At 53.2% G+C, this 23728-nt stretch carries 25 protein-coding genes; 5 read left to right on the forward strand and 20 right to left on the reverse strand.

The window, feature by feature from the left end; genetic code table 11:
* Positions 1-49 precede the first annotated feature (49 nt).
* Positions 50-751 carry an FMN-dependent NADH-azoreductase gene (locus tag HZU72_RS16780; protein WP_180094135.1) on the forward strand — a complete coding sequence of 234 codons (702 nt, stop codon included), beginning with the start codon at positions 50-52 and terminating at the stop codon, positions 749-751.
* A gap of 56 nt (positions 752-807) precedes the next feature.
* Here HZU72_RS16780 and HZU72_RS16785 read toward each other — a convergent pair whose 3' ends face one another.
* The 18 genes from HZU72_RS16785 to HZU72_RS16870 all read right to left on the reverse strand — a co-directional run bounded on the left by HZU72_RS16785 (position 808) and on the right by HZU72_RS16870 (position 16628).
* Positions 808-1128 (reverse strand): DUF1330 domain-containing protein, encoded by a 321-nt coding sequence (locus tag HZU72_RS16785; protein WP_180094137.1) that lies wholly within the window; start codon positions 1126-1128, stop codon positions 808-810.
* A gap of 139 nt (positions 1129-1267) precedes the next feature.
* Complete coding sequence (locus tag HZU72_RS16790; protein WP_180094139.1) at positions 1268-1816, reverse strand: GrpB family protein; 549 nt, start codon at positions 1814-1816, stop codon at positions 1268-1270.
* 32 nt (positions 1817-1848) lie between these two features.
* A complete protein-coding gene (locus HZU72_RS16795) occupies positions 1849-3822 on the reverse strand; it encodes a M48 family metallopeptidase (RefSeq protein ID WP_180094141.1) in 1974 nt (657 codons plus the stop codon).
* A gap of 18 nt (positions 3823-3840) precedes the next feature.
* Positions 3841-4437 (reverse strand): LemA family protein, encoded by a 597-nt coding sequence (locus tag HZU72_RS16800; protein WP_180094143.1) that lies wholly within the window; start codon positions 4435-4437, stop codon positions 3841-3843.
* Positions 4438-4564: 127 nt separating this feature from the next.
* Positions 4565-5674 carry a GGDEF domain-containing protein gene (locus tag HZU72_RS16805; protein ID WP_180094145.1) on the reverse strand — a complete coding sequence of 370 codons (1110 nt, stop codon included), beginning with the start codon at positions 5672-5674 and terminating at the stop codon, positions 4565-4567.
* Between the two features lie 192 nt (positions 5675-5866).
* The gene (locus HZU72_RS16810; protein WP_180094147.1) at positions 5867-6352 is read right to left on the reverse strand and encodes a VOC family protein; all 486 of its coding nucleotides are present in this window, start codon (positions 6350-6352) and stop codon (positions 5867-5869) included.
* A gap of 31 nt (positions 6353-6383) precedes the next feature.
* Complete coding sequence (locus HZU72_RS16815; protein ID WP_035578737.1) at positions 6384-6623, reverse strand: hypothetical protein; 240 nt, start codon at positions 6621-6623, stop codon at positions 6384-6386.
* A 69-nt stretch (positions 6624-6692) separates the two neighbouring features.
* Positions 6693-8006: a S8 family serine peptidase gene (locus tag HZU72_RS16820; RefSeq protein WP_180094149.1), complete on the reverse strand. Its 1314-nt coding sequence runs from the start codon at positions 8004-8006 to the stop codon at positions 6693-6695.
* Between the two features lie 196 nt (positions 8007-8202).
* Complete coding sequence (gene map, locus HZU72_RS16825; RefSeq protein ID WP_180094151.1) at positions 8203-8994, reverse strand: type I methionyl aminopeptidase; 792 nt, start codon at positions 8992-8994, stop codon at positions 8203-8205.
* Complete coding sequence (locus HZU72_RS16830; protein ID WP_022523750.1) at positions 8987-9193, reverse strand: ParD-like family protein; 207 nt, start codon at positions 9191-9193, stop codon at positions 8987-8989. Before HZU72_RS16830 ends, map begins: the two co-directional genes overlap by 8 nt.
* Before the next feature lie 88 nt (positions 9194-9281).
* Positions 9282-10652 (reverse strand): CHAD domain-containing protein, encoded by a 1371-nt coding sequence (locus HZU72_RS16835; RefSeq protein WP_180094153.1) that lies wholly within the window; start codon positions 10650-10652, stop codon positions 9282-9284.
* Positions 10653-10705: 53 nt separating this feature from the next.
* Complete coding sequence (locus HZU72_RS16840) at positions 10706-11107, reverse strand: DUF2784 domain-containing protein (RefSeq protein WP_180094155.1); 402 nt, start codon at positions 11105-11107, stop codon at positions 10706-10708.
* A gap of 130 nt (positions 11108-11237) precedes the next feature.
* On the reverse strand, positions 11238-12041 hold the full coding sequence (locus HZU72_RS16845; protein ID WP_180094157.1) for a M48 family metallopeptidase: 804 nt from the start codon (positions 12039-12041) through the stop codon (positions 11238-11240).
* Positions 12042-12311: 270 nt separating this feature from the next.
* Entirely contained in the window at positions 12312-13112 is an 801-nt protein-coding gene (locus HZU72_RS16850) for a coiled-coil domain-containing protein (protein ID WP_180094159.1), read from the reverse strand.
* 262 nt (positions 13113-13374) lie between these two features.
* Positions 13375-14595 carry a winged helix-turn-helix domain-containing protein gene (locus HZU72_RS16855; protein ID WP_180094161.1) on the reverse strand — a complete coding sequence of 407 codons (1221 nt, stop codon included), beginning with the start codon at positions 14593-14595 and terminating at the stop codon, positions 13375-13377.
* Between the two features lie 171 nt (positions 14596-14766).
* Complete coding sequence (locus tag HZU72_RS16860) at positions 14767-15258, reverse strand: arsinothricin resistance N-acetyltransferase ArsN1 family B (protein ID WP_180094163.1); 492 nt, start codon at positions 15256-15258, stop codon at positions 14767-14769.
* A 102-nt stretch (positions 15259-15360) separates the two neighbouring features.
* Positions 15361-15948: an O-methyltransferase gene (locus HZU72_RS16865; RefSeq protein ID WP_180094165.1), complete on the reverse strand. Its 588-nt coding sequence runs from the start codon at positions 15946-15948 to the stop codon at positions 15361-15363.
* A 53-nt stretch (positions 15949-16001) separates the two neighbouring features.
* Positions 16002-16628, reverse strand: a complete 627-nt coding sequence (locus HZU72_RS16870; RefSeq protein WP_180094167.1) for a LysE family translocator — start codon at positions 16626-16628, stop codon at positions 16002-16004.
* A gap of 908 nt (positions 16629-17536) precedes the next feature.
* Between HZU72_RS16870 and HZU72_RS16875 the strand changes: the two genes are divergently transcribed.
* Complete coding sequence (locus HZU72_RS16875) at positions 17537-18922, forward strand: FAD-binding oxidoreductase (RefSeq protein WP_180094169.1); 1386 nt, start codon at positions 17537-17539, stop codon at positions 18920-18922.
* 324 nt (positions 18923-19246) lie between these two features.
* Here the strand turns inward: HZU72_RS16875 and HZU72_RS16880 are convergent, their stop codons facing one another.
* Positions 19247-19462, reverse strand: a complete 216-nt coding sequence (locus tag HZU72_RS16880) for a hypothetical protein (RefSeq protein ID WP_180094171.1) — start codon at positions 19460-19462, stop codon at positions 19247-19249.
* A gap of 399 nt (positions 19463-19861) precedes the next feature.
* Between HZU72_RS16880 and HZU72_RS16885 the strand changes: the two genes are divergently transcribed.
* The 3 genes from HZU72_RS16885 (at position 19862) to HZU72_RS16895 (ending at position 23243) form a co-directional block, all read left to right on the forward strand.
* Positions 19862-21772 (forward strand): hypothetical protein, encoded by a 1911-nt coding sequence (locus HZU72_RS16885; RefSeq protein WP_180094173.1) that lies wholly within the window; start codon positions 19862-19864, stop codon positions 21770-21772.
* Between the two features lie 22 nt (positions 21773-21794).
* Positions 21795-22916, forward strand: a complete 1122-nt coding sequence (locus tag HZU72_RS16890; protein ID WP_180094175.1) for a patatin-like phospholipase family protein — start codon at positions 21795-21797, stop codon at positions 22914-22916.
* Positions 22917-23018: 102 nt separating this feature from the next.
* Positions 23019-23243: a hypothetical protein gene (locus HZU72_RS16895; protein WP_180094176.1), complete on the forward strand. Its 225-nt coding sequence runs from the start codon at positions 23019-23021 to the stop codon at positions 23241-23243.
* Here the strand turns inward: HZU72_RS16895 and HZU72_RS16900 are convergent.
* Positions 23240-23710, reverse strand: coding sequence for a hypothetical protein (locus HZU72_RS16900; RefSeq protein WP_180094178.1), 471 nt, complete (start codon positions 23708-23710; stop codon positions 23240-23242). The two genes, HZU72_RS16895 and HZU72_RS16900, sit on opposite strands and share 4 nt — an antisense overlap.
* Positions 23711-23728: the final 18 nt, after the last annotated feature.

Genomic DNA, 23728 nt, shown 5'->3' on the forward strand with positions numbered 1-23728 from the left:
AAGCCTGTTGTTAATCATAGATGAGTTCAACTCAGATTAGGAGGCCACCATGACACACATTCTACTTATAGACGCTAGCGCCCGCCCCGGCATTGCTGGCACAGATAACCATGGTTCGCATAGCCGCCATTTGACTTATCAGTTTGTCAGCCAGTGGCAATCAGGCCGACCGCAAGACACGGTTACCTATCGCGATATAGGTCAAAACCCGCCGTCGATTATCAGCCACGACTGGATTGCCTCTGCCTTCGCCCCAGAAGAGCGACGAGAAAACTGGATGAAGAACGCGCTGACAGAGAGCGACCAACTGATTGATGAGTTAATTGCTGCTGATATTGTGGTAATCGGAACGCCGCTTTACAACTTCGGTATGCCTGCCGCCCTCAAGGCGTGGGTCGACCAAGTAGTACGGCCCGGTCGAACGGTAGAGTTCGATGATACCAACCCGATAGACCCCTACATACCCAAGCTCACAGACCGAAAAAGGCATGCCGTTGTGCTCACCGCTAGAGGCGGCGTAAATATGGCGCCAGGTGAAGCAATGGCCCATATGAACCACCTTGAGCCACACTTGGCCACAGCACTGGCATTTATCGGCATCACTCGCGTTCATTACATCGCGATCGAAGGACAGGAAGTGGGCGGCGAGATATTGGCCAAATCAGTTGCTGACGCGATAAAGAAAGTCGAAACGCTTGTTGAAGAGTTGCAGGAAGCGTTGGAAAGCGCTCCCTCACCTCAACCGGCCTAAATTTCAGTAGATGTACTTTTATCGTAAACACACTGGAGCATAAGGAGCGGCTATCGCTACCCAAGGATATCCGCTCCTTTATGCCCTTCTGGTACGCCTTGAACTAATAGCACATCGCCCTCTGTATGTCGGGTACGAAATGGGCGGATCGCTTTATAAGCAGCCGAGTCATACCAACCTTGCGCTTGCTCCATGGAAGGAAACTCAATCACCACCATATCGCCTGCCCATGCCCCCTCAAGCGGCATGTATGGCCCACCATGCACGAGGTATTTGCCCGAGAATGGCGCGAGCGTTGCATCAATGCCTTCTAAATATTGTTTAATTTCAGGATTGAATCGGGTTTCGCGGATAAGAGCAACTGCATAGGCCGGCATCATCACCTCCCCATAGGTAGACGGAAATAGTTTCCTGAGCAGCGAACCTACTTAACACGAGCTAGAGTTCAATACACAAACGAGCATATCCTGCCAATAAAGAAGCTAAGTAATATCGCCACGAAAGACAATTATTTTGTTAACTAGGTTGTGAGGCACTTTTCAATGTTTGTTGAATAAAATTCCCCTTCGCTGCCGTATAGGCTTCTCTATCTAACGTAAACTCCTCCGCCCACTGCTGCTTTTTCACTTCATACTGCTGCGCTAGCGTAGAGCTCTCACGAAGGTAATTGCGAAAAGCCAGACGCCGATTCCACTCTTGGCTGCCATACACCATAAGATGTAGGTGATGAGTCCTGCGCCCCTCTGCCCACCGCATGAGCCAACGACGCTCGATTAGCGAAGCGTTGTATTCCATTGATGTAGCATATTTTGCTTGGCACAACGGCTCCAGCAAGTCATCAGCCTGGTGCATTGACTCTACGCCTGCCAGGATATCGATGATTGGCTTGGCCGAGAGACCATAAACAGCGGTACTTCCGATGTGCTCAATGGCTAGAAATTCATCTGAAAATAATCCTAGAAGCCTGTTTCGCTCCTTCTCAAATAGAGCTGGCCAAGCCGTATCATATGGAAATAGCGCTACCTCCTCATGGATGGCTCGATTTAAAGATTCCGTTTCATCCATGGTTGCGGTTCCTCCGTATCACGAATGGTTGCCTATGCCTCATCTGATAACAGTGGCGGCATGGGGCAATCGAGAATATCGGCCATAGCACGGAACAGCTCGGCTTCGGCAGGCAAAATACGTCCGCTGTGCTCAATACAGCGCGCCATCGCTTGCAACAGCGCGGGCTTTTGCAGAGGCTTTAAGCGCCGCAAACGCTCAACGGCCAGGCTGAGCGCACGCATATCACTTATATCGTCAGTGGCCCTCAATGAGAACGGCAACTCACTCTCAGCAGCGTTGAGCGCCGCGCTTATCTCATCAGGGTCATCTTGCCCGGCGGTGGCAAGCACCGTGAGTAGCAGCTGACACTCCCGCTGCAGATCGTTTAACTTGAGGTTAGAGAGCCCACTACCTTGCTGGCCTAAGTTACTCAGTAATAGCTGATATAGCGTCCACTCAAACAGACTGACATCACCATCCGCCTCTATCAGCCGTTCCATACAGAGGCGAAAGTGCTGGGCCTGCTCCATTGAGAGCGTCCGCAACGCTGGCAGCACCAGTTCAATCAGTGGCAAGCGTAACTGTACATCCAGCCTCAACATTTCCGGGCCATAATCCATCAGCGCTCGGTAAACATCTGGCCGTGCAACTTGATGCAACGCCTTGAGCTGATGCTTACGCATTATCTTATCCTGGCTGAGCAGTAGTGAATAAATCAAAGCACGAGCGGCATAGGGCTCATGGGCGGCGGTTTTAATCCGCTCAGGCAGCGCCTCTAGTGTCGCTCTAGCTTGGGTAAGGTGGCGCCGGTCAGGCTGGCCCATGGTGTTAATGGCAGTCTGAGCAGAGGCGCCGGTTAACACAGCGGCCATTGCCCCCGTCCCTGTTCCTGGTCTGGATATGGGCCCCGCCTCAGACCGCTCATATTTGCTTTCTCGTTCGGGAGCGTCATTCTCGGTTTGCTGGGTGGGCCAGTTCTGATGGCCACTGACAGTGGCTTCGAAGCGGCCATTCCAGTCCGGCATGACCCGCGTGATACGATCCTTAAGTGGCGGATGGGTGGCCATCATTTGGCTAAAGCCCTGCCGCACGCCTTGACCGAAGAACAGGTGGCTGAATTCCGCCGCCTGCGTCGCTTGCAGGTGAGAACCCTGGGTATGCGAGCCGATTTTAACCAGCGCATTACCAATCCCCTTAGGGTTGCGGGTAAACTGCACCGCAGAGGCATCTGCCAGATATTCACGCTGCCGACTGACTGCCGATTTGATCAAATTGCCAAAAAAGGTACCCGCGTAGCCGATCAGCATTAGCACCGCCCCCAGTGCTAAAACGACAGCGCCTGAGTTGTCGCGTTTTCCACCGCCCACCCTTCGAAAACGCATACTACGCAGCAGTGTACCGCCCAATAAGCCAATGATTAGGATGCCATGGAGGATGCTGATCAGGCGCATATTCAACCGCATGTCACCATGCAGAATATGGCTAAACTCATGAGCTACAACGCCCTGCAGCTCATCCCGCGTCAGGTTACGGATCGTGCCACGGGTAATCCCGATCACTGCATCATTGGTTTGATAACCGGCGGCGAAGGCATTGATACTCTCTTCCTCAAGCACATAAACCGAGGGCACTGTCGTTCCAGAGGCAATCGCCATCTCTTCAACCACATTGAGAATGCGTCGCTCATCAGCATCGCGAGTATTAAGATTGATCTCGCGCCCACCAAGGGCTTCGGCCACTACCCGGCCACCACGCCTTAGCTGACTGCGTTTGAATAGACCACCCAGCACCACGACGGCCAACACTGCAATAGCAACGCCAATGACAAGTTCAATCGAGAGTGCCGACCACATTCCCTGAGCAGAAAGATTGGTTTGTGAAGCGGATTGCTCCCCCATTAAATGCAGCGCGATGGTAATTGCCAACGTGGTAACAGCAATCAGGGCGAGTACTGCCAGTACCATCAAAACAACCAGACGCCCGGTTTTACGACGAGCGTTATCCTGCGCGGTAAAAAAATCCATGTCGCGTTTTCCCTGAAATTAGAACGACACCTTCGGCGCCGCTTGAATCTGGGCGCTGTCTTCAAACTCTAACAACGAGGCATCCTGCCCATGGCCGAACATGCCAGCCACTGCCACCGGCGGGAAGCTCTGCCGATAAGTGTTGTAGTGCATCACCGCGTCATTAAAGGACTGCCGTGCAAAGGCCACCTTGTTTTCAGTGCTGGTTAGCTCTTCTGACAATTGCTGCATGTTCTGCGAGGCTTTTAAATCCGGGTAGGCTTCCATGACCACATTGAGCCGCCCCATCGCCTGTGTCAGCGCTCCCTCTGCGCCGCCCAGGTCTGCCATGGCTTTGGCGCTACCTGGGTTTGCCGCGGCCGCTTTTAGCCCATCGGCGGCTGTATTACGTGCTTCGATGACTGACTGCAACGTCTCCCGCTCATGGCTCAGATACCCTTTTGCAGTTTCGACGAGGTTAGGAATCAGGTCATGCCGACGCTTGAGTTGCACTTCAATTTGTGCAAAGGCGTTCTCAAACCGATTTTTCAACGACACAAGCCGGTTGTAGACACCGATGACGTAAAAGGCAATAACGGCGATGATCGCCACAATGATGATAAGAGTCAGCAACATGGTTCTTCCTTTAAGTAGGCTTTAGTCAGTGAAAAATACTTTACCATCGCGGCGATAATAAAAAACCGCAAGCGGAAGGGTAAGATAAATCAATGCTGTCTCGGTATCTGAAAAACCTGGCATGCCATCAACGATCTGCCAGTACCGCGCGGTTGCGCCCTTCTAGCTTGGCACGGTAAAGCGCCTTGTCGGCGCGGCTGATCACTTCGTCAATGCTCTCAGTCTGGCGGTGAAGAGCCACACCCAGGCTCAATGTAACCGCCAAGTGGCCTGCTGAGGTGGCAAAAGTCGGTTCAGCGACTACTCGCCGTACCTTTTCGGCGACAGCCATAGCGCTCTCCACGGTGGCATTTGGAATCAGTAGCAAAAATTCCTCTCCGCCCCAGCGGGCAACCCGATCTCCACCGCGAAGAGTCGTGGTGAACCGGCTAGCAAGAATGGTGAGCACCTCGTCACCAACCTCATGGCCATGCTGGTCATTAACAGCCTTGAAATGATCCAAGTCGGCCATCAATACAGCAAAACACTGTTCGTCGCGTTTAGCGCGGCTCCACTCTGCCTGCAAGTGTGTTTGCATCGAGCGCCGGTTGGGCAAGCCGGTCAGCGCGTCGGTCAAAGCACTATGTTCAAGTTGCTGGCTGGCAATAAAAGTGCGCCGGTGTTCCTGGTAAAGCATAGTGGCAATGACTAAGCCTATGCCCATCGCTGCGGGAATGAAGATCAAATGAATGGGGTTATCTGGAACCGGGCTGCCTGAAAAAACAATAAAAGCGATTACTGCCATAAATGGCAAGCCGTATATCAAAACCAAATCTCTAACACCGTAGACGGTCGCTGTAGCCACAGCAATGATGGCCAAGGTTAGCCCCTGAGTGATGTAGAGAAGATGTCCACCCTGCTCCGAATAGTGCAATACGAACATGGCTGCCATCATTCCCACTATTGAAAGATTCAGCGTCAGCAATAGCGGATAAGCCCAAAAGTCTGGAGATTTCTTATGATGGAGCAGCAAAAAAGTAGTCGCCAGAATAGCGGCGGGCAGGCGGAGGAGAATATGTTTCCATATCAACTCCCCGTTAGAGTAGCTGACCAGAGTTGCATCCAAAATGGTGAAAACGGGTAACAACACTAACACTACGCCAGACAACAAGTAGCCAAGTCGGCGTGACCGCGAGTATTGATTCAGAAGAAAATCGGCCCACCATTCGGCGGGGATTGACGCATGCTTTCTCATCATCACCTATTTCCGGAACTGGATAGTTTTACACCACCCACCACCTACCGGGAAACACCGGTGAGATCAGGTTCTTCTGACGTGGCTAATGGGCAATTACATATTGTAACATATTGAGTTTTAAGACTCATAATGCCCGAGTTAAACCGCTGTACGAAATATCCTTAACTTAAACAAGAGCTAATCCACCCTATCTCAACCGTGAAGCGCCGCCTCTATTTCCGCGATGTTGATTTTCCTCATCTGCATCATTGCGTCAAATGCGCGCTTAGCGGCGGCAGGGTCGGGATGAGTGACGGCGTTAATCAGCACGGCAGGCGTTATCTGCCAAGATACCCCCCATTTATCCTTGCACCAACCACAGGCACTTTCCTCGCCACCATTACTAACAATAGCATTCCAATAGCGATCCGTTTCGGCTTGGTCATTCGTTGAGATCTGAAAAGAGAAAGACTCATTGTGCTTAAACGCAGGCCCGCCGTTGAGCCCAAGGCACGGAATACCCATCACGGTAAACTCTACGGTCAGTACATCCCCTTGCTTACCCGATGGAAAGTCTCCCGGTGCGTGATGAACCGCCCTGACAAACGAATCAGGAAAGGTATCAGCGTAAAAACGTGCTGCCTCTCCTGCGCTACCATCGTACCAAAGACAAACAGTGTTCTTTGCAGGGGTCGTCATGTCGTTTCTCCCAGTGAAATATTTACCGAGCTTACCAAGTCTCTTCAGAGCCCGGTGGCCCCATATCGATCTGCATATCAGGCGCTATATCCACTACGCCTTTGATCTTTTTCAGCCGTTCCGCCGTGGCATCGTCTGCCGAGCCGGTAATGCAACCGATCTCCTCCAGCACCTCCTGGATGGTTAATCCTTCAGCGCTGAGGCGCGTGGCCATTTCATTTATCGGTTGATCGCTGGAAATAGTGATCAACCATAGCGCTACCGTTGGCATCTGGCATATCTCCATAGTAAGAGCACTGAGCGGCCAGAAAGGAACGCCCGCCCAGCGCGTCGTCTAACATTAGGGCGCCTGCACCAACCCTGCTCCCACGCCGGATTCAGGCAACGGCAGCTCTTGCACCGAAGCCACTAGCTGCTCCCACAGTTTCCTTCCCCGTAATGAGGCATCAGACTGTGCCCACAGTGCCGCGCAGCCTGCCACGTGTGGCGCCGCCATGCTGGTGCCACTGATCGTCTTATGGCGAGTGGGCCGGGGCCATGAGGAGAAGATATCGCGCCCAGGCGCGGCAATCTCGATCTTGCCATGATTGGAAAAGCTTGAAGGCTTCAGGTTCGGATCGAGAGACGCCACCGACATCACGGTAGGTGAGTTGGCAGGCGCCCCTGTATTGGTTGCAGAATTTCCCGCTGCAGCGATAACGAGGCACCCATTACGCAGCGCCGCTGCACCAGCATGGGTGTAGGCGGCCTGCACCGGGCTCTGGCTGCCAAGTGACATTGAGATCACTTCACACCGGTTGGCGATGGCCCAGTTCAGGCCAGCGAGCACGCCCGCCCCGGTACTGCTGCCCGAGTTGGTCAGCACCTTGCCGACGAAGACCTGCGCCTCATACGCGACCCCGTAACGCTGTGTGTTTTCACCGGGCGCCTGAGGGCCACAGGCTGTGCCGATACAGTGAGTACCGTGCCCGTTGATATCCTGCACCGGCTCCCCGACGAATGAGCGGGTAACGAACTCCCTACCCTCGAAATCCGGGTGGCCAAGATCCATCCCGGTATCCAGCACGGCGACTTTTATACCCGCGCCACTCCAGCTACTTTGCGGCACCTTACAGCGTTTTAGGCCCCAAGTTGGCCGAAGGGCATCCTCCTCAAGGTGCTCTTCGCCTTCTTCCAAATCCAGCTCAACACCAAGATCACGAGCGATGGTGCTGGCTGCCCGCAAAAAACCACGTAGATATTCAGAATTTTCAGAAAAGGCGAAATACTCTGGTTCAATAATTTCGATGGGACTATCCGCGGCTACCTTACCCAGCGCACTCATGCCATGCTGCTGTAGGGCATCGCCGCCTACCAGCGCTACTCCAAGCTCCGGAAAGACCATTGCCTCAGCATCTCCGACATCTTCCAGGCTAACGGCTTGATCGGTGAAATCCCGCGCATCTGCGATCCGAAATTTTTGGGCTTTTAGCGACTTAATGCCCTCTTCTACCCGCCCTTCACGATAGCTAATCAGAAAGCGCCCGGTTTCAAGGCAACTGCCGCCCCGCTCTAAGGCTGCCAATAGCAATTTTTCGGTGCCGCATGAAACAGTGGCGAGTGACTCACCCGCTGGCGTATTGCCTTTACCGTTACCTGTCGGTTTTTTCGCCATCGTAGACATCCTTTTCATTTAGCTGTTAAGCGATATGGAATAGATGAATCATAGACTCCATGCAAGAGAAAGCATGCCTATCTATGTAGCACTCACCCTTGCAGCTTAACGCACCTGATGTGCTTCGCCAGATCGATTTCAGGCTACGTCCTTAAACATACCGGGCGCCTAAACGAAAGAGGATGGGGAATGGTCGTTATTGATTAATCTCAGTAGGGGGACGCTCGTTATCGCGCAGTGTTAGCACTTCGAAACCAGAGGATGTGACCGCTACCGTATGCTCCCACTGAGCAGACAATTTCTTGTCACTGGTCACCACCGTCCAGCCATCCCGCTTGGTTTTTATTTTGGCCCTGCCCTGATTAATCATGGGCTCGATGGTAAACACCATTCCTTCTTTCAACGCCAGGCCTCTGCCTCTCTTGCCGTAATGCAGCACCTGCGGCTCTTCATGCATTTCCCGGCCAATGCCATGGCCGCAATACTCACGAACGACAGAGTATCCGTGTTTTTCGGCATATTGCTGAATTGCGTAGCCTACATCACCCAATGTGGCACCAGGCTTGACCGCGTGTATTCCTTGCCACATGGCCTCGTAGGTTTTATCGACCAGTCGCTTGGCATAGGGAGTCACATCGCCGATCAGATACATCTTGCTGGAGTCAGCAATAAAGCCGTCTTTCTCCAGGGTAATGTCGACATTGACGATATCGCCTGTTTTGAGTATTTGCTTCTCGGATGGAATGCCATGGCACACCACGTGATTGACTGAAGCATTCAATACGTACTGGTAATCGTATTGCCCCTTACTGGCCGGGCGTGCCTTCAATTGATCGACGATATAGCACTCGGCCCATTCGTTAATAGCCATGGTGGATACGCCGGGCGCTATCTGTTGGTCGAGATGACTGAACACCAATCCGAGTAGCCGTCCGGCTTCCCGCATCAAACGCAACTCCTGTTCGCTTTTCAGCGTCAGCTCACTCACCGACCACCTTCCTTACTTCAACGTCGGCTTGTTTCATTTGCTCACGCATGATGTCAGAGAAGGTCATTCCCGGGTTGGCCTCAGCCAGCATGCCCACCTTTATCCAGTACTCTGCCTGGGCATTGATTGAGCGCACCATGACGGTGCTTGCCTTGCGAATATCCTCATGCAACTGGTCATTGATCTTAACGATACCCATCACACCACCCAATATATGAAACGAATATGGAACATATACAAATCATATATTGCGTAACGATTGGCGGCAAGGCTACCTGATTACGTTGTTACGGGGACACGTTGGCCAGAGGTTCCAACGCCAACACTTCTTTGCGCAGCATAAGCTTCGGCTTCTCTAACGAATCGCGCCACTCGAGACACTCCTGCTGTGGCTGCGGGTCGTTATCGGGGCTTGCGCCGAAGGCATCCAGCCAGGCCTGACGGGAACACAGGTCTTGATACTCCCCGAGTAGGCGTTGGCGGTGCTTCAATTGGGACAGAAACGGTTCAGGGGTCTCTGGATTCAGATCAGCCAGGTAGCGAATCCGCTTCACGCCCTTACGCAGTTCATGGAACTCGGCGTCATGACTATCCAACGAGAGTGCCGCCAAGTCTTCATCGTGGCGTGCGATACGCTCATTCAGTACCTTACAGATACGCTTTGGCGTGAGTTTCGAAAGCGCCTTCCCAACGTCATCGGAAGCGATAAAGTGCTGCCATGCCTGCATCTCCTCAGCATACGCCGGTGCATTTAACTGCTGACACAGCGCCTGGTGGCGTTCCCGCTGACAAGCCTGGAGCCTCTGCATCAATCCCTGGCAACTACCAGAAGTGAGCGGCGGGGGCGTCTTGGCCATATCCTCCAGAAACACATCAATATCACGCAGGTCACTGGTAGCCTGGGCTCGTTGCTTGAGCCGCTTAAGCATCTTTTTCAGGCCAGGCACTCGAGTAATGGCGTGCACGGATTCACCCACTGCCCGGCTACGACGCAGATTGACCCGGTACTGGTGCAAGAACTCAGGGTCAACGCCTGCGATAACACCAGCTTCCAAGGCACGGATCATCTGATACTGGTGCTCCAGCATGTCACGAATACGGCGGGCGGTGTCGTTATTGCGTTTGGGTGATTGGGGGGCAAGGCGCTGAAAAAGAGGATAGCTGGCCGTTTCCGGGGTCAGGTACCCTGCCAGTTTGGCTCCGCCCTGCCTCACGCTTTCCCAGGAAGAGCCGGACAGCGTGAAATGCAGCACGCTCCCGGTGGGCAGCGAATGCGGCGCTGCCTGTTCGAGCCAACGAGCCAGATCATGCAGCGCCGGGTTATGCCCAATCACCAGGACTCTTTCGGCTTCATTCGGCAGCGAGTCGAGCCAGGCCTGCAGCCCGCCACCATCGAACGTATAAAGGTCTTCATCGAAGTGAACCTGGTTGACCAGGGTATGATCAGGCAGTTGGCCTGCGATCTCATCGAAGGTTTCCCGCGTGCGAGCCGCTGTACTGACGTAAATCCCCCCTTCTAACGCTTGCCAGTGCTGAAGCACATGCGCCATCGCCGCTGCCTGACGTTTACCACGCTTTCGCAACGGCCGTTGGTGGTCGGTCATGTCGCCACTGGGCTGTTTAGCTTTGGCGTGCCGCATTAGGTATAGGTGCCGCATGGGTTCGCTCCCAAGCACAGTGTGATACACAAAGTTTAGTACACGCCCATCTTCTAGGGAGAGTGCTGTCGAGGCTTCACCACAAACCAACTGGCCAACACCAGGCTACCGAATAGCGTGTACACCACTACAAACGCCCATTCCGGCAAAGTGAAATAGAGCAGGCTGTGCAGCCAGTACTGAATAAACGAGCCCGAATAAGTAGCGGCGCCCGCCTCTGCCCTCAGCACCATTTCCCAGGTGGTTAACGGGCAAACCACCCCGAGCCAAGTCTGAACCACCACATAGCCAATGGCGCATAGATGCACGATGCGAAAAACGCGATTGCGAACCCACCGCCAGTTGAAGAAATAGCCTGCGTAAATAGTGACCAGGCCTAACACCACAAAGGCCACAAACAGCACGTGGAGAACTAGCAGGGTGTCGGCGAGCAGTAGCAGCAGCGTGGGAGGCATAGCAGAGCTTACCTACTGGCTTGGTTTGAACGAGTTAAGACAGCAGTATTGGCCGTGTGTTCGGGAGCTGGAGCTTCCTCCAAGTACTGACAATAACCTCACACTTGGCTCAGTATCAAAAGTTTCGCTGCTAACTTACACAATTAGTCGGGGTAGCCGTGCGATAAATGGCCGTTGCCTTTTCCAACCCTTGCTGTAATGCCCGAATGCGAGATTCATGGGCGGGGTGCGTAGAGAGGAATTCAGGGGGCTGGCTTCCACCAGTAGTAGCCATGTTGCGCCACAGGGTCACGCTCTGCTGCGGGTCAAACCCCGCACGGGCCATAATCTCAAGGCCCATCAAATCGGCTTCCTCCTCATGGGTGCGGCTGAAAGGCAGGCTAATGCCCACCTGCGCACCGATACCCAACGCCTGCATTAACTGCTGATTGCCAAATTCCCCTTCCCCCAATAACCCCACCACCAATAACACGGCTTTAATGCCAAGCTGCTGGGTAAGTCGCTCATTGCCATGATCCGCCAGCACATGCCCCACCTCATGCCCAATCACCGCCGCTAGCTGGGCTGGAGTCTCGGCCACTCGCAGTAGGCCGCTATGCACCCCGATGCGTCCACCCGGCAGAGCAAAAGCATTGGGGGAAGCATCCTCAAACACCACCACGTCCCAATGCTCTGGAAAAGCGAGCCCTGGGTAGCTTGCCTCAGCGCCAGCCACCACTTTTTCGGCCACACACTGCACCAACTGATTAGCCTGGGTATCGCGATTGATCGGCTGGCTATTGCGTAGCTGATTAAAAGCGTCTTTCCCCATGTCAGCCATTAACGAGTTCGGGACTAATGCTAGTTGGGAGCGCCCGGTGGGCGTTTCCTCGCAGCCAGCCAAAGAGGCCAGCAACCCCAAGAGGAAAAGAGGTAACAGAAATCGCCGATGCATCGGATAGTATCGCCTGGATTAAGAAACGTGCCGTAGAGTGTAAGGCGCTTCGCGGGCGTGGCGCTCGTCGCGTTAATCTACGCTACCCAGCCCAAGGTGCCGGTCGTTATCGTAGGCTACAAACAGACGATCATGATCCAGCCCGGTACGAAGCTCTAGCGAGCCTTCCACACCTTGGCGGAGCGGTAGATACCGTCAAGAACCTCCCCGTTTAAGTAGCGGGGAGGTACGTCTACATCGCTGCGAGGTGTTACGCGTTAAGGCTGTAAATCATTCAGGCGTTTGCGCTTCGTCACGCATCACTTTGAGCGAAGTGATTTCAATGGTGAGCGCATCACGCGTTGCTTCTAACTCACTTACCCTATCACCGACCGCTGAAAGTTGGTTATTGGCATCTTCAATCTGAGTATTTAGCGCTTCAAGGCCAGCTTCAACCTGACTGTGGGCATTTTCTGCCTCTTGACGAGCCTGTTGCGCGGTATCGCTGGCGGCTTCGGCCTCTTCAATCTCGGTGTTGAGCGTTTCAAGATCTGCTTCAGCCTCGCTGCGAGCGTCTTCTGCATCTTGGCGAGACTGTTGAGCGGCATCACGGGCGGCTTCGGCCTCTTCTTTCTCTTTTTCTACCTCGGCGTAGGTCTCATTCAGCTCTTCAAGGCTGCTCTGCCGTTCGTCGACCTGCTCATTGAGAGTCTCTACCTCTTCTTCGCGGGTTTCACGCTCACCCCGTAAAGCGGTCAAATCTTCTTCAGCATTAGCAATGTCTGCGCGCGTTGAAGCAAGTGCGGCTTCCGCCTCAGCTTGTTCAACTTCAAGGTTCTTCATCCGCTGCTGCAAAGTTGCTAAGTCCAGCTCCGCGGCTTCAACCTCAGACATCTCCGCCTGAATCTGTTGGTGCTCTCGCTCAGTTTCAGCCAGCCGCGCTTCGAGCGCTTCCATACTGTCTTCCCGCGACCCTGCAATGGTGTGCGCCACAATGGCCCAGACCACCGCAATAATCGCGATAACCAAGAGCACCTTTACCCGGTGATCGCTCAACAATGCGGTCGTTGATGGTTTATTTGTCCCTGTCATTGGTGCAATCCTCTCGCTTAAGCGCTATCGCTAATATGGTAGCTAACGTTTGTACGGCAGCGGGTCGTCATCTGCCCTGCTGTTAATTCACAGCAATTAAGCCTATACCACAAAGACCACATGGAGAATTAGGATCTCATCCGCCAAAAGTAAAAGCGGCGACTGTTGAGGAATATTTATGTACCTGATGTCATGGCTCCAAGGAAAATTTCTCCGATCGCAGCATCTGGTTTAGCCCCTCAGCTCTGCCTTGCTCCCAAGCTCACCCTAGAGATTTTAGCGCACTGCGCAAACGCTGAGCCAGGTGTTCAGGATGGACTCCATTCAAAGACACTGAGTCAGATTTTTGAAAATGGCAAAACTGAACAATGGCTTCCACAAAAGCAGTAACGACTCTATTTTCGTCAAAAGTGTGTGGTTCGAAATATAAATTCTTGATCTCTAAGTGGCTGGTTTTTCGATGGACTTTACAATCCATCCGGCCAACAAACACATCGCGATACAGTAGCGGCAGGCAAAAGTAGCCATACTGACGCTTGGCTTCGGGCACATAACATTCCAACTGATAGTCGTATTGGAATAGCGCTTTGAGTCGCTCCCGCTGAATAACACTGTTGTCGAATGGCGAAAGAATCAACATACGCTCTTTCAAACGAGGCAGGGAGCGTTCGAATCCACCCTTTTCCAGTATAAATTCATCGCCACTGCTCACTTTTACTCTCTCTAAATCGCCCTGTGCCAACCTTTCATTTACCAGGGCATTCACAGCTTTGCGTAACTCTGCATTTCGGCGCAGATAGGTCAGTCCTTTGAGTGAAGCAAACCCATGACAGCGCAATTGTTGGTCTACTAGGTGCGCCGCATACTCCTCAATGGAGGGCATCTGTAAATTTACGTGAGATGGCAATACCCGCTCGGTTAGATCGTATGTCTTTTGAAAGCCGTCGCGGTCGCTGACCATCAGATCGCCTTCCATATACAACTGTTCAAGTGCCTTTTTGGCTGGCTTCCAGTCCCACCAGCCTGCGCGCTTTATGGTGCTAGTCCCTACATCTCGAGACCGCAGCGGACCATCTGAACGTATGCGAGCCAACAATTCTCCCATGAGCTTTTTATCAGGTGATCTAAACCAATGCGTTTGCCCACTTTTGATAGCCTTTTTGTAGGGCAAGGTAAAGCGAAAATCGGCAATGGGTAAAAATGCAGCTGCGTGCGACCAATACTCAAAAATGTCTTTATTGATTAATAGCTGGTTCAACATGTGTGGCTCAAACCCTGCTACTCGGGAGTGAATAACATGATGATGGGCTCGCTCTACCACAGATATGGTGTCTATCTGAACATAACCCAGGTGGTTAATCGCTTTACGGGCCCCGGCTAAGCCACGTCCATAAGGCTGATTCTGCAGCAAACCTTGCGCAGCCAGGGCAAGGCGACGTAAGCGCGACAGCTCTTGTGGGCGTTTAATTTCAATTACGGTCATTTTTTCCCCAAAGCTCGCCATAAACAGTGCGAAATACGAGCGCTGGATGGCTTAATATTATGATCGTGCTTTTATTGCGCGTTACCCAATAGCTACACGCCTAGAAGAGGCAAGTGCTGTCCATACTTTATCCACTTACATCAGCCTTAATTTACACGTATTGAGTCACAATCAGGCATTCAGATTTAGCTGCCAATAGCCAACGTCGTGCCACTGATCGAACTTAAACCCTACCTTTTCAAAATGAGCTGCTTTTTTCATGCCCATTTTTTCATGCAGTGCAACGCTGGCAGCATTGGGAAGCGTGATGCCGCCCATCACCGCATGAATTCCGCCCTCTTTGAGCGTGGAAAAGAGTGTTTCATACAGTTTTGCGCCCAAGCCTTTGCCTTGCTTCTGGTTGGAAAGATAAACGCTGACTTCAACTGAAAATCGATAAGCGCTTCGCTCCTTCCATTTTGTAGCGTAGGCATAACCCACTACAGCACCATCTTCCACTGCCACCACCCAAGGCAAACCGGCCAACTGAACGTTTTCAATCCGACCTTGAATGTCTGGACCCGATACTGGCTTTTCTTCAAATGAAATAGCGGTATTTTCGATGTAGTGGTTATAAATGTGCGCTATGGCTTCCGAATCACCCTTTACGGCATCTCTGATCATGGTTTATTCCGTTTATACTCTGACGGTTTACGTTCACTGAGTAACAAAATTCGACCTCCGCTTTCTTGGTCAGCTAGGGCGCCTTTAACGCTTAGCCAGCCGTTACCCGCACCGCGTTGCCAGAAACTCGCCATTGCCGACGGGCACAGTGCAGGTGATAAAATCGGGGCCTGCCGATACCTGCGCCATAAAAGCAGCCATTTCGTCTGCATGGGAAGTGGCGTTATCCACCACAAGCAGTCCGCCCTTGCGTAAAACTCGCTGGATATTCGGCCACCACTGCACATAATCAGAGCGTTTTGAGTCTAAAAAGAGCAGATCGAAATAGGCATCGTCCAGGCTTTCAAGCAAACTGCCCGCCTCCCCTCGATGCTGAGTGATGACCTTAGAGAGGCCTGAGCGCTCAAAATTTCTCGCGGCCATCTCACGCTTGAATTCGGAAAGCTCAACAGTGGTAACGTGCCCACCAACCCTCTGCACTGCCTGGGCCAGCCACAAGGTGGAGTACCCATTCGAGGTGCCAATTTCCAGCACTCGCTGGGCATTGGTTGCTTGAACAAGCACCGATAAAAACTCACCCGTATCACGAGTAATATTGAGCATTCGTCTTGGGCGTTCAGAAATGGCAGCATCGTTTTGTTGGCCAAACTGCTCAAGCTCCATTAGCAGTTCTTGAAGGGTTTCACTCACAGTTGTCTCCCGATACGAACAGCATTTCCATCATCCAATTTACCGTCCTTTACTTACACAGGCCGCTTTGCAAGCATCGCCCAGACACCCGCCGAAGAGAGTAACGTTCCGCCAACCAAGTTGAAGCGACGCTGGGCGCGACGCGATGCCAGCATCTTGCGCACCGACGTTGCGAACACGGCATAAAGAGTGGCGTTCAGCGTTGCCAAGGCCACGAATGTAACCGTAAGAATCCACAGCTGCTGCCCAGCATCGGCGTTCGGGCTGACAAATTGCGGCAAAAAGGCGACGAAGAAGATAATGCCCTTCGGGTTAAGCGCAGTAACAAAATAGGTATTGGTGAAGAGCTTCCAGCGCGAACCTGATACCGCCGGTGTAACCGGCTGCACCGACGATATACCGGCACGCAATAGTTTGATGCCCATATAGAGCAGGTATAAACCGCCGATCCACTTGATCACGGTGAACCAAAATGCCGAGGTGGCTAACACCGCTCCCAGGCCAAGCAGTGAAAAGAGCAGTGCCGTTGAATCACCCAATGCCACCGCAGCGACAAGCGGAATATTGGCGCGCCTACCTTGGGCAATAGAGTAGCTAACCACTGTCAAAATCGTTGGCCCAGGAATCGCGAGCAAAGCCACGGACGCAAGGACAAAGGCGAACCAGATTTCAATAGACATGGAAAGCTACCTCACAGGTTGTGAATGCTAAGTTAGCATAAGCTCAACAATGATTGGAGTGCTCTGCTAGAAGCTAAGTGGCTCTCTCTATCACGCTTGCTTTTAACCATCACCACATGCCCAACTGAACAGCGATCCAGCGTCCCGGTGCCAGGGAACCAACAAAAGCACCAACTAGCCCCAGATAGTCGCCAACCATCCAACTGCGATGCTGCTCTACCCTTGAGGATAGCCGCCAATGCAATGGCAAGAGCTACTAGCCCCCACAACGAAAGCAGATGAATCGGCCCAAAGTGACCTATCAGCGGCAGAACGCCGACGCCAAACCAGAAGCGGCTCAAGGAGCGCCTAACGACCTACGCTGCCATCGAATGGGAGTGGTTTAGCAATCCAAAGACATTGACGCCCGCCCAGCGTGCGCACTGGCAAACGCTGGGGCTTGGCCAACGCCTTACCGAAACGTGGGTGGAATGGGTCGAGGAAGTGATGGAAGAGGATTAGCTATTGTTGAAACCAGCTTCTCACGGAAGCTTGGGGCTTTGGAGGGGGAAGACTGTTATCGGCCAGGAGTTAACTGCAAGAAAGTCGTGACGTTTCAATAATAAAAGCAAGTTGGTGGGTCGAAATTAACCAAAATCTTGCAGGCAAGGTACGCGTTTATCAAAAAATGCCATAACCACTTATCAATAATCAACCGTGGTCAGGCCATGATGATTAATGGATCGTTCGAAGAAAAAAGAGCAACTCTTGACAGGCTTCTCTATACTGTGACTATCCACTGACGAAATACCAATCAAAGGGTCGCTGTGAAGATTGGGGATAATCGCCAGCTTGGTGGTTTTCCTCACTTACCCGCCCGGCGGCCCCTTGTACGAATCCTGCCCTGGGCACACCTCAAGGTGTTCGTCATGAGCCAGCTTTCGCAAACCGCAATAGAGGAGTTCAAAACCAATTTCTCAGGAAGCGTGATTCTTCCAGCAGATAAGCAATACGAGGAAGCGCGTCAGATCTGGAATGCCATGATTGATCGCAGCCCCTCCATGATTGCCTGCTGCACTTCACCTGACGATGTTGTTCAGTCCCTAAACTTCGTACGCCGACACGATCTCCCTTTCTCCGTACGCGGCGGTGGACACAACATTGCAGGCAACTCTGCCTGCGACGATGGCATTATGATCGACCTCTCGCAAATGAAGAGAGTCGACATTGATCCAGAACTTCACCTTGGATACGTCGAGCCAGGTTGCACCCTCGCGGACTTCGATGCCTCTGCCCAAGCGTATGGTCTTGCTACCCCACTGGGCATCAACTCCACCACGGGTGTCGCCGGTCTGACCTTGGGAGGGGGATTCGGTTGGCTAAGCCGAAAGTATGGCATGACCATCGACAACCTGCTTGGCATGGACGTCATTACCGCCGATGGCCAACAGTTGCATGCCAGTGAATCGGAAAACGACGACCTTTTCTGGGGGCTTCGCGGTGGAGGCGGTAACTTCGGTATCGTTACCCGTTTCGAGTACCAATTGCATCCCGTAGGCCCGAATGTGCTATGCGGTCTTATCGTCTTTCCCCTCGACGAAGCAAAATCGGTCATCACGCAGTTCGCCCGCTTCACGGAGACGATGCCAGACGAACTCAACGTGTGGATGGTGACGCGCAAGGCGCCCCCCTTGCCTTTCCTGCCCGAGGCAGTGCACGGGAAAGAGATTGTCGCTCTTGCCATTTGCTACGCAGGCGACCCCTTAGAAGGCGAGAAACACATCGAACCGCTTAGAAGGTTTGGTAACGCATACGGCGAGCATATCGGTGTGCAGCCGTATATCGACTGGCAAAAGGCGTTCGACCCACTGTTAACGCCAGGGGCACGCAACTATTGGAAGTCTCATAATTTCTCGATGTTGGAAGAAGAGCCGATCGATACCATCATCGAATACGCTGGTGCCCTACCGTCTTCACAGTGCGAGATTTTTATTGCCACGATAGGCGGTCAAACGGGCCGAGTGCAACCTGAAGCGATGGCCTACTCGAACCGTGATGCTAATTATGTGTTGAACGTGCATGCACGTTGGGAGACGGCCGCAGAGGATGAACGCTGCATTGCCTGGGCGCGTGAATTCTTCACCCGGTCACAGCCTTATGCCAGTGGAGGTGCCTACGTCAACTTTCTGACCGGAGATGAAGCCGACCGCACCGCCTTCGCCTATGGTGCGAGCTATGAGCGGCTGGTGGCGCTCAAGAAGAAGTTCGATCCGACAAACCTCTTCCGTATCAACCAGAATATCCTTCCGACCTGAATGCATTTCGCGTCATAGCGCTATCGACCTAAGCTTTAGAGTCCAAATTGTGCAACCCCCTGAAAGCGTCGCGGTTGTTCACCTGCGCTGGTACTCTGCTCCTTCGAAGTCGTCCAGCGCTTGCCAATGATGAGAGAGCTTCTCTGAGACAAAGACCATGCCCTGGACATGGTTCATAGCAACGAACACCTTCTTCTTGTCTCTAGCGCGCAAATCCACGCATATGGCTTCGGAGTGCCTCGTTAGCGTACTCCCTCGCCCCCGCATGAATCCAGCGGGTCCACATTTGCTGAATCTCTATGGCGTCAGGAAAGTACGTAAACGCTACCAAGACAAGCAAATCGCCTCGCCGAGATTATCGGCGCGCACAGACCATACGATCAGGCTGATCTTCGAGCACCAGAGAGCTCCAGATAATTGCGCGGCATTAAGCAGCTCAAGATTGAGTGTCAGATAAAGGTCGCGCATCAGGCAGTGGACGATGGCGGCGAAAGTATCAGGCGGCGTAGCATCGCCCCAGGCAGTCCCGAAAACGTTCATGTTTTTACAAAGGCTCGATGAAGAACGGGATGACCAAATTGTCGTGCTCCCGAGCGAAGTCAAGTTCCAGCGCTACCCAGGTCGATACTGCGGATAGCTGTGAAGCGATGACTTGAATCGCCCTGGGTATTCTAGTTACCCGTTAGGTTCTTGAAGTAACGCTTTTCATACTCACCGCACAGTCGTTCCACAACAATAATAAGGGCTTAAATTCCGCCACGAGTGGAAAAAACCTGATTATCGCTGAATTTTTGATTATTGTAAGTAATAGCACCTGTCAGCGGAGAGCCGAATCCCTATTAAGAAATTGGGAACCGAGAATCTACGCGCTCTCTTGCCCTCAATAAAGCTTCTCCAATTTCAGCCGCGCGATCTTCCAGCATTACCCAGGTATCAGAAATGGAACCAATGGTGGAGCAACTTAAAGGCCCTTACATCGCCCCGCGCCTGACCTTACGAGTTGGCGTTACTGGGCATCGTCCTCATAAGCTTGAGGGCGTTGACACGTCTAGGCTCCATGCTCGTGCCTCAGAAGTTCTCCATTACCTTTCCTCAGTCACGCGATCGCTGCAGGAGAAAAATGATGCACTGGGAGGTGCTGCCCCTTTTTCTCCAGAATCTCCTGATCTAAGACTCGCGACTTCAATAGCCGAGGGTGCGGATCAGATCGTGACAGACGCAGCGGTGGACGCTGGCTACAATCTGAACCTGATACTTCCCTTTCCGCGCGCCAGCTATGCACAGGACTTTGAGGGGGCCGCTCTGGAGAAGTTTCAGCGTACCTTCGACCATAACGCTGTGCAGAGCTGCACGGAACTGGATCTTGGTGACATGCCCGATGGTCGCAACGACGGCTATCTTGCAGCGGGGCACTTGATGCTTGCGCATTCGGACGTCTTGGTCGCTATTTGGGATCAAAAGGCTGCCGATGGCCTGGGAGGTTCAGCTGAGATTGTCAACGACGCACGCCAAAGAGGCATCATCACCGTGCTGATCACCCTTGAGGGTGAACTCAAACTCTGGAAGGTTCCAGACACGGCCGTCGATCTGCTGGAGGATGGTGAGTGGCAGGCGCTCAATCTGAGTAGCGAGGCTACACCTGTATCCCTGGCCTTAGCTGAACAGATCGAGGAACATCTCGCCCTACCGGAGCAAGTTTATTCTGCCCATGATACTCCCTCATTTGCAGCGGGCCTAAGGCGCTTTAAAGGTGAGAAATTCCATCCGCATTGCTGGGCCTTTGGCTATAACCTCTTGCGATGGGCATTCCTACCAGAACGCCGTTTTTCCCTACAGGTCGACAACGGACTAACGCGCGAGTGCCAGCAAGCATGGATCGAAACCCATCAGGCAGCCGAGAATATAGGCGGTGCGACATTCCGCAATCACCTCGATTTGCATTTGCGCGCGCGCTGGCTGGGTGCAGACAACCTTGCTATCCACTATTCACACCTATTCCGCAGTGCCTATATCGCCAATTTCACACTCGCCGCAGTGGCGGTTCTTGTGGGACTGCTGGCTGTCTTCTTCTGGGAGAGTAAAGCGGCAAAAGCGATCTGCGTGCTCGTCGAGCTTATCATCATCGGCACCATACTGATGACCACCTGGCTCGGTCACCGCGGGCAATGGCGTGACCGCTGGCTCGATTATCGTAGCCTTGCCGAAGCGCTGCGCCCTGCGCGATTGCCGCTCCTGATGGGTAGTTCGCCAATCCGTCCGAGCAATAATATCGGTGGAACGCCGACACAGACCTGGATCGCCTGGTATGTCAGGGCATCGCTGCGAGGGATTACGCCCCCCACAGCTGTCATCGACCAATGTGCGTTACAAGCGGCGATTGACGTGACGCTGAGCGAGGAGATCGACAGCCAACTCAGCTATCACCGCGAGAACGCTGGGCTATTGCACTTGCTTGACCATCGGCTTGAAAGAGCTGCTGAGGTGGCACTGTGGGCCACCATTGCCAGCGGCACTGTCTACCTGTTGGCCTTCGCGCTTTATGTGCAAGGCTGGCAACTGGCAGCCGATTTCTACAAACCTCTGGCCACACTGCTTGGGGCAACACTGCCGGTAGTGGGAGCGGCGATCTTTGGCATCCGCGCCACCGGGGATTTCCGTTCATCCGCCCAGCAGTCACTGCGCATGGTTTCAGAATTAGAGCAGTTAGCCAGATCCCTGAAAGCCAGACGGGGCTCTCCCGATCGCCAATCCGTTCGTCGCCTTTTGGGTCAAGTCAGCCTGACGTTGTCGGATGACCTGCGGATATGGCGGTTGATTTACAGCGAGCGGGAGCTGACCCCAGGGTTCTGAGGTATCTTAAGGAGTTATGCGAATGAGTTGCGCCCTACTGCACCGCCTTACCTCCTCTACGCCCAAGCGTATCCTGAGTTTAGATGGCGGTGGAGTACGTGGCATTCTGATGTTGGGGTTTCTCGAAACGCTTGAGAATCAACTACGCAAACGGCATGGACGCCCTGACATGCGACTCAGCGACTATTTCGACCTGATTGGCGGAACCAGTGTGGGTTCCATCCTGGCGGCGGCTCTCGCCATGGGTATGGAAATGAAGACGCTCACCGGGCACGGCATGGACGTCACCACCCGCATATTCGCCCGTCGAAACTGGCGAGCCTGGCACTCCAGATTTGATTCCAAGCCACTTCAGAGTGTTTTACACGATGTATTTGGCGACTGCATGCTGGGCGATGAGCGGCTGGCTACCGGCCTGTGCATTGTGACCAAACGCGCCGACACTCGCAGCACCTGGCCACTGATAAATCACCCTCAAGGCCGCTTTTATGAAATGAACCGTCACATCCTGTTGCGTGACGCTGTCTATGCCAGTGCCGCGGCCCCTTACTTTTTCGTACCAACAAAGTTTGATGTCGGCCAAGGCGAAGTCGGCGCCTTCGTGGATGGTGGCGTCAGTATGGCAAATAACCCAGCTTGGCAAATGTTCCTTCTAGCAACACTGAAAGGGTTCCCGTTCCACTGGCCGACGGGTGAAGACCAATTGTTGATGGTTTCGATAGGCACTGGCAGTTGGCAGCAGCGTGATCCTGTCGACAAGGTAGCAGGCGCCAAAGCATGGAACTGGCCCGTCGAGGTACCGAAGATGCTAATGGAAGACGCCAACACTCAGGTTCAGTTGCTCATGCAGTATATGTCCCGAACACTGACACCGTGGACGCTCGACTCAGAGGTCGGCGATTTAAGCGGAGACCTGTTAACTCGCGAGCCAGCGCTCAGTTACCTACGCTATAACGCGAAGCTGGAACGTGAGCCACTTGCCGAGTTGGGATTCGATCTATCAAATTCACGGGTAAAAGCCTTGCGAAACATGACAGCCCATAACAATAGTGATCAGCTACTCGCGATTGGGCGGGTGGCGGCAAGGGAAAGTGTCAGTATTAAACACTTCCCTCCTTGCTTTGACATCCCGAAACGCCCGTGACCACTCCTATCAACATTATCTGGCTCATTACGTGTCTCTCTGAGTTCTTCACTTCCCTGGTAGTTAGGCACCTGCGCTGACAAAGACTAGGAGAAAAGGCCCATGACCGAATCTGAAGACCAATATCGCTACTGGGCCTTCATTTCCTATTCGTCGAAGGACGCGCGCATCGGCGAGAAACTTCACCGGCAGTTGGAGACCTACCGTGTCCCACGTGACCTAGTGGGTCGCCCCGGCCGCGATGAGCCTGTGCCGCGTCGCCTCTTCCCTATCTTCCGCGACCGCGAAGAGCTGCCGCGTTTGTTGAGTTCAGGCAGGAGCACCTAGATGCGCCTCTCGCACAGGCAGTCGATGGGGGCGGCTTTGAAATTGGTTTTAAGGGTGGAAACCAGCGCTCCAATATTACCGGGCACGAGCTTCACTATAATGAGCTGGGCCGAGTCATCGGCCAGATATACCTCAATTTCAACAGAGAGCGCCGTGCAAATGCCGCAGGGGTCTTTGGTCAGCGTTTCGTTTATCACGGCGATAGCTTCTTGCCAATCCGTGTTATCAACCTGGGGGTTAACGGCGAGCCACAGGCCAGTCGACGCGGAGTCGTAGCGGTGGACATTGCGCACAGTGAGCTCGGTGACCGGATTGAGCGGCGCTAACTGGGAATGAGCGATGATCCGGTGCTTCATATTGATAACTATCACCGAGTCAGACTGAAACTTGATACACGCGGCAACATCACTGAGAAGACCTACTTCGGAGTCGAGGGTGAGCCGGTTCTGCACCGGGATGGCTATCACCGCTTCACGGGGACTTTC

This window comes from Vreelandella sedimenti (assembly GCF_013416325.1).
Classification (GTDB): domain Bacteria; phylum Pseudomonadota; class Gammaproteobacteria; order Pseudomonadales; family Halomonadaceae; genus Vreelandella; species Vreelandella sedimenti.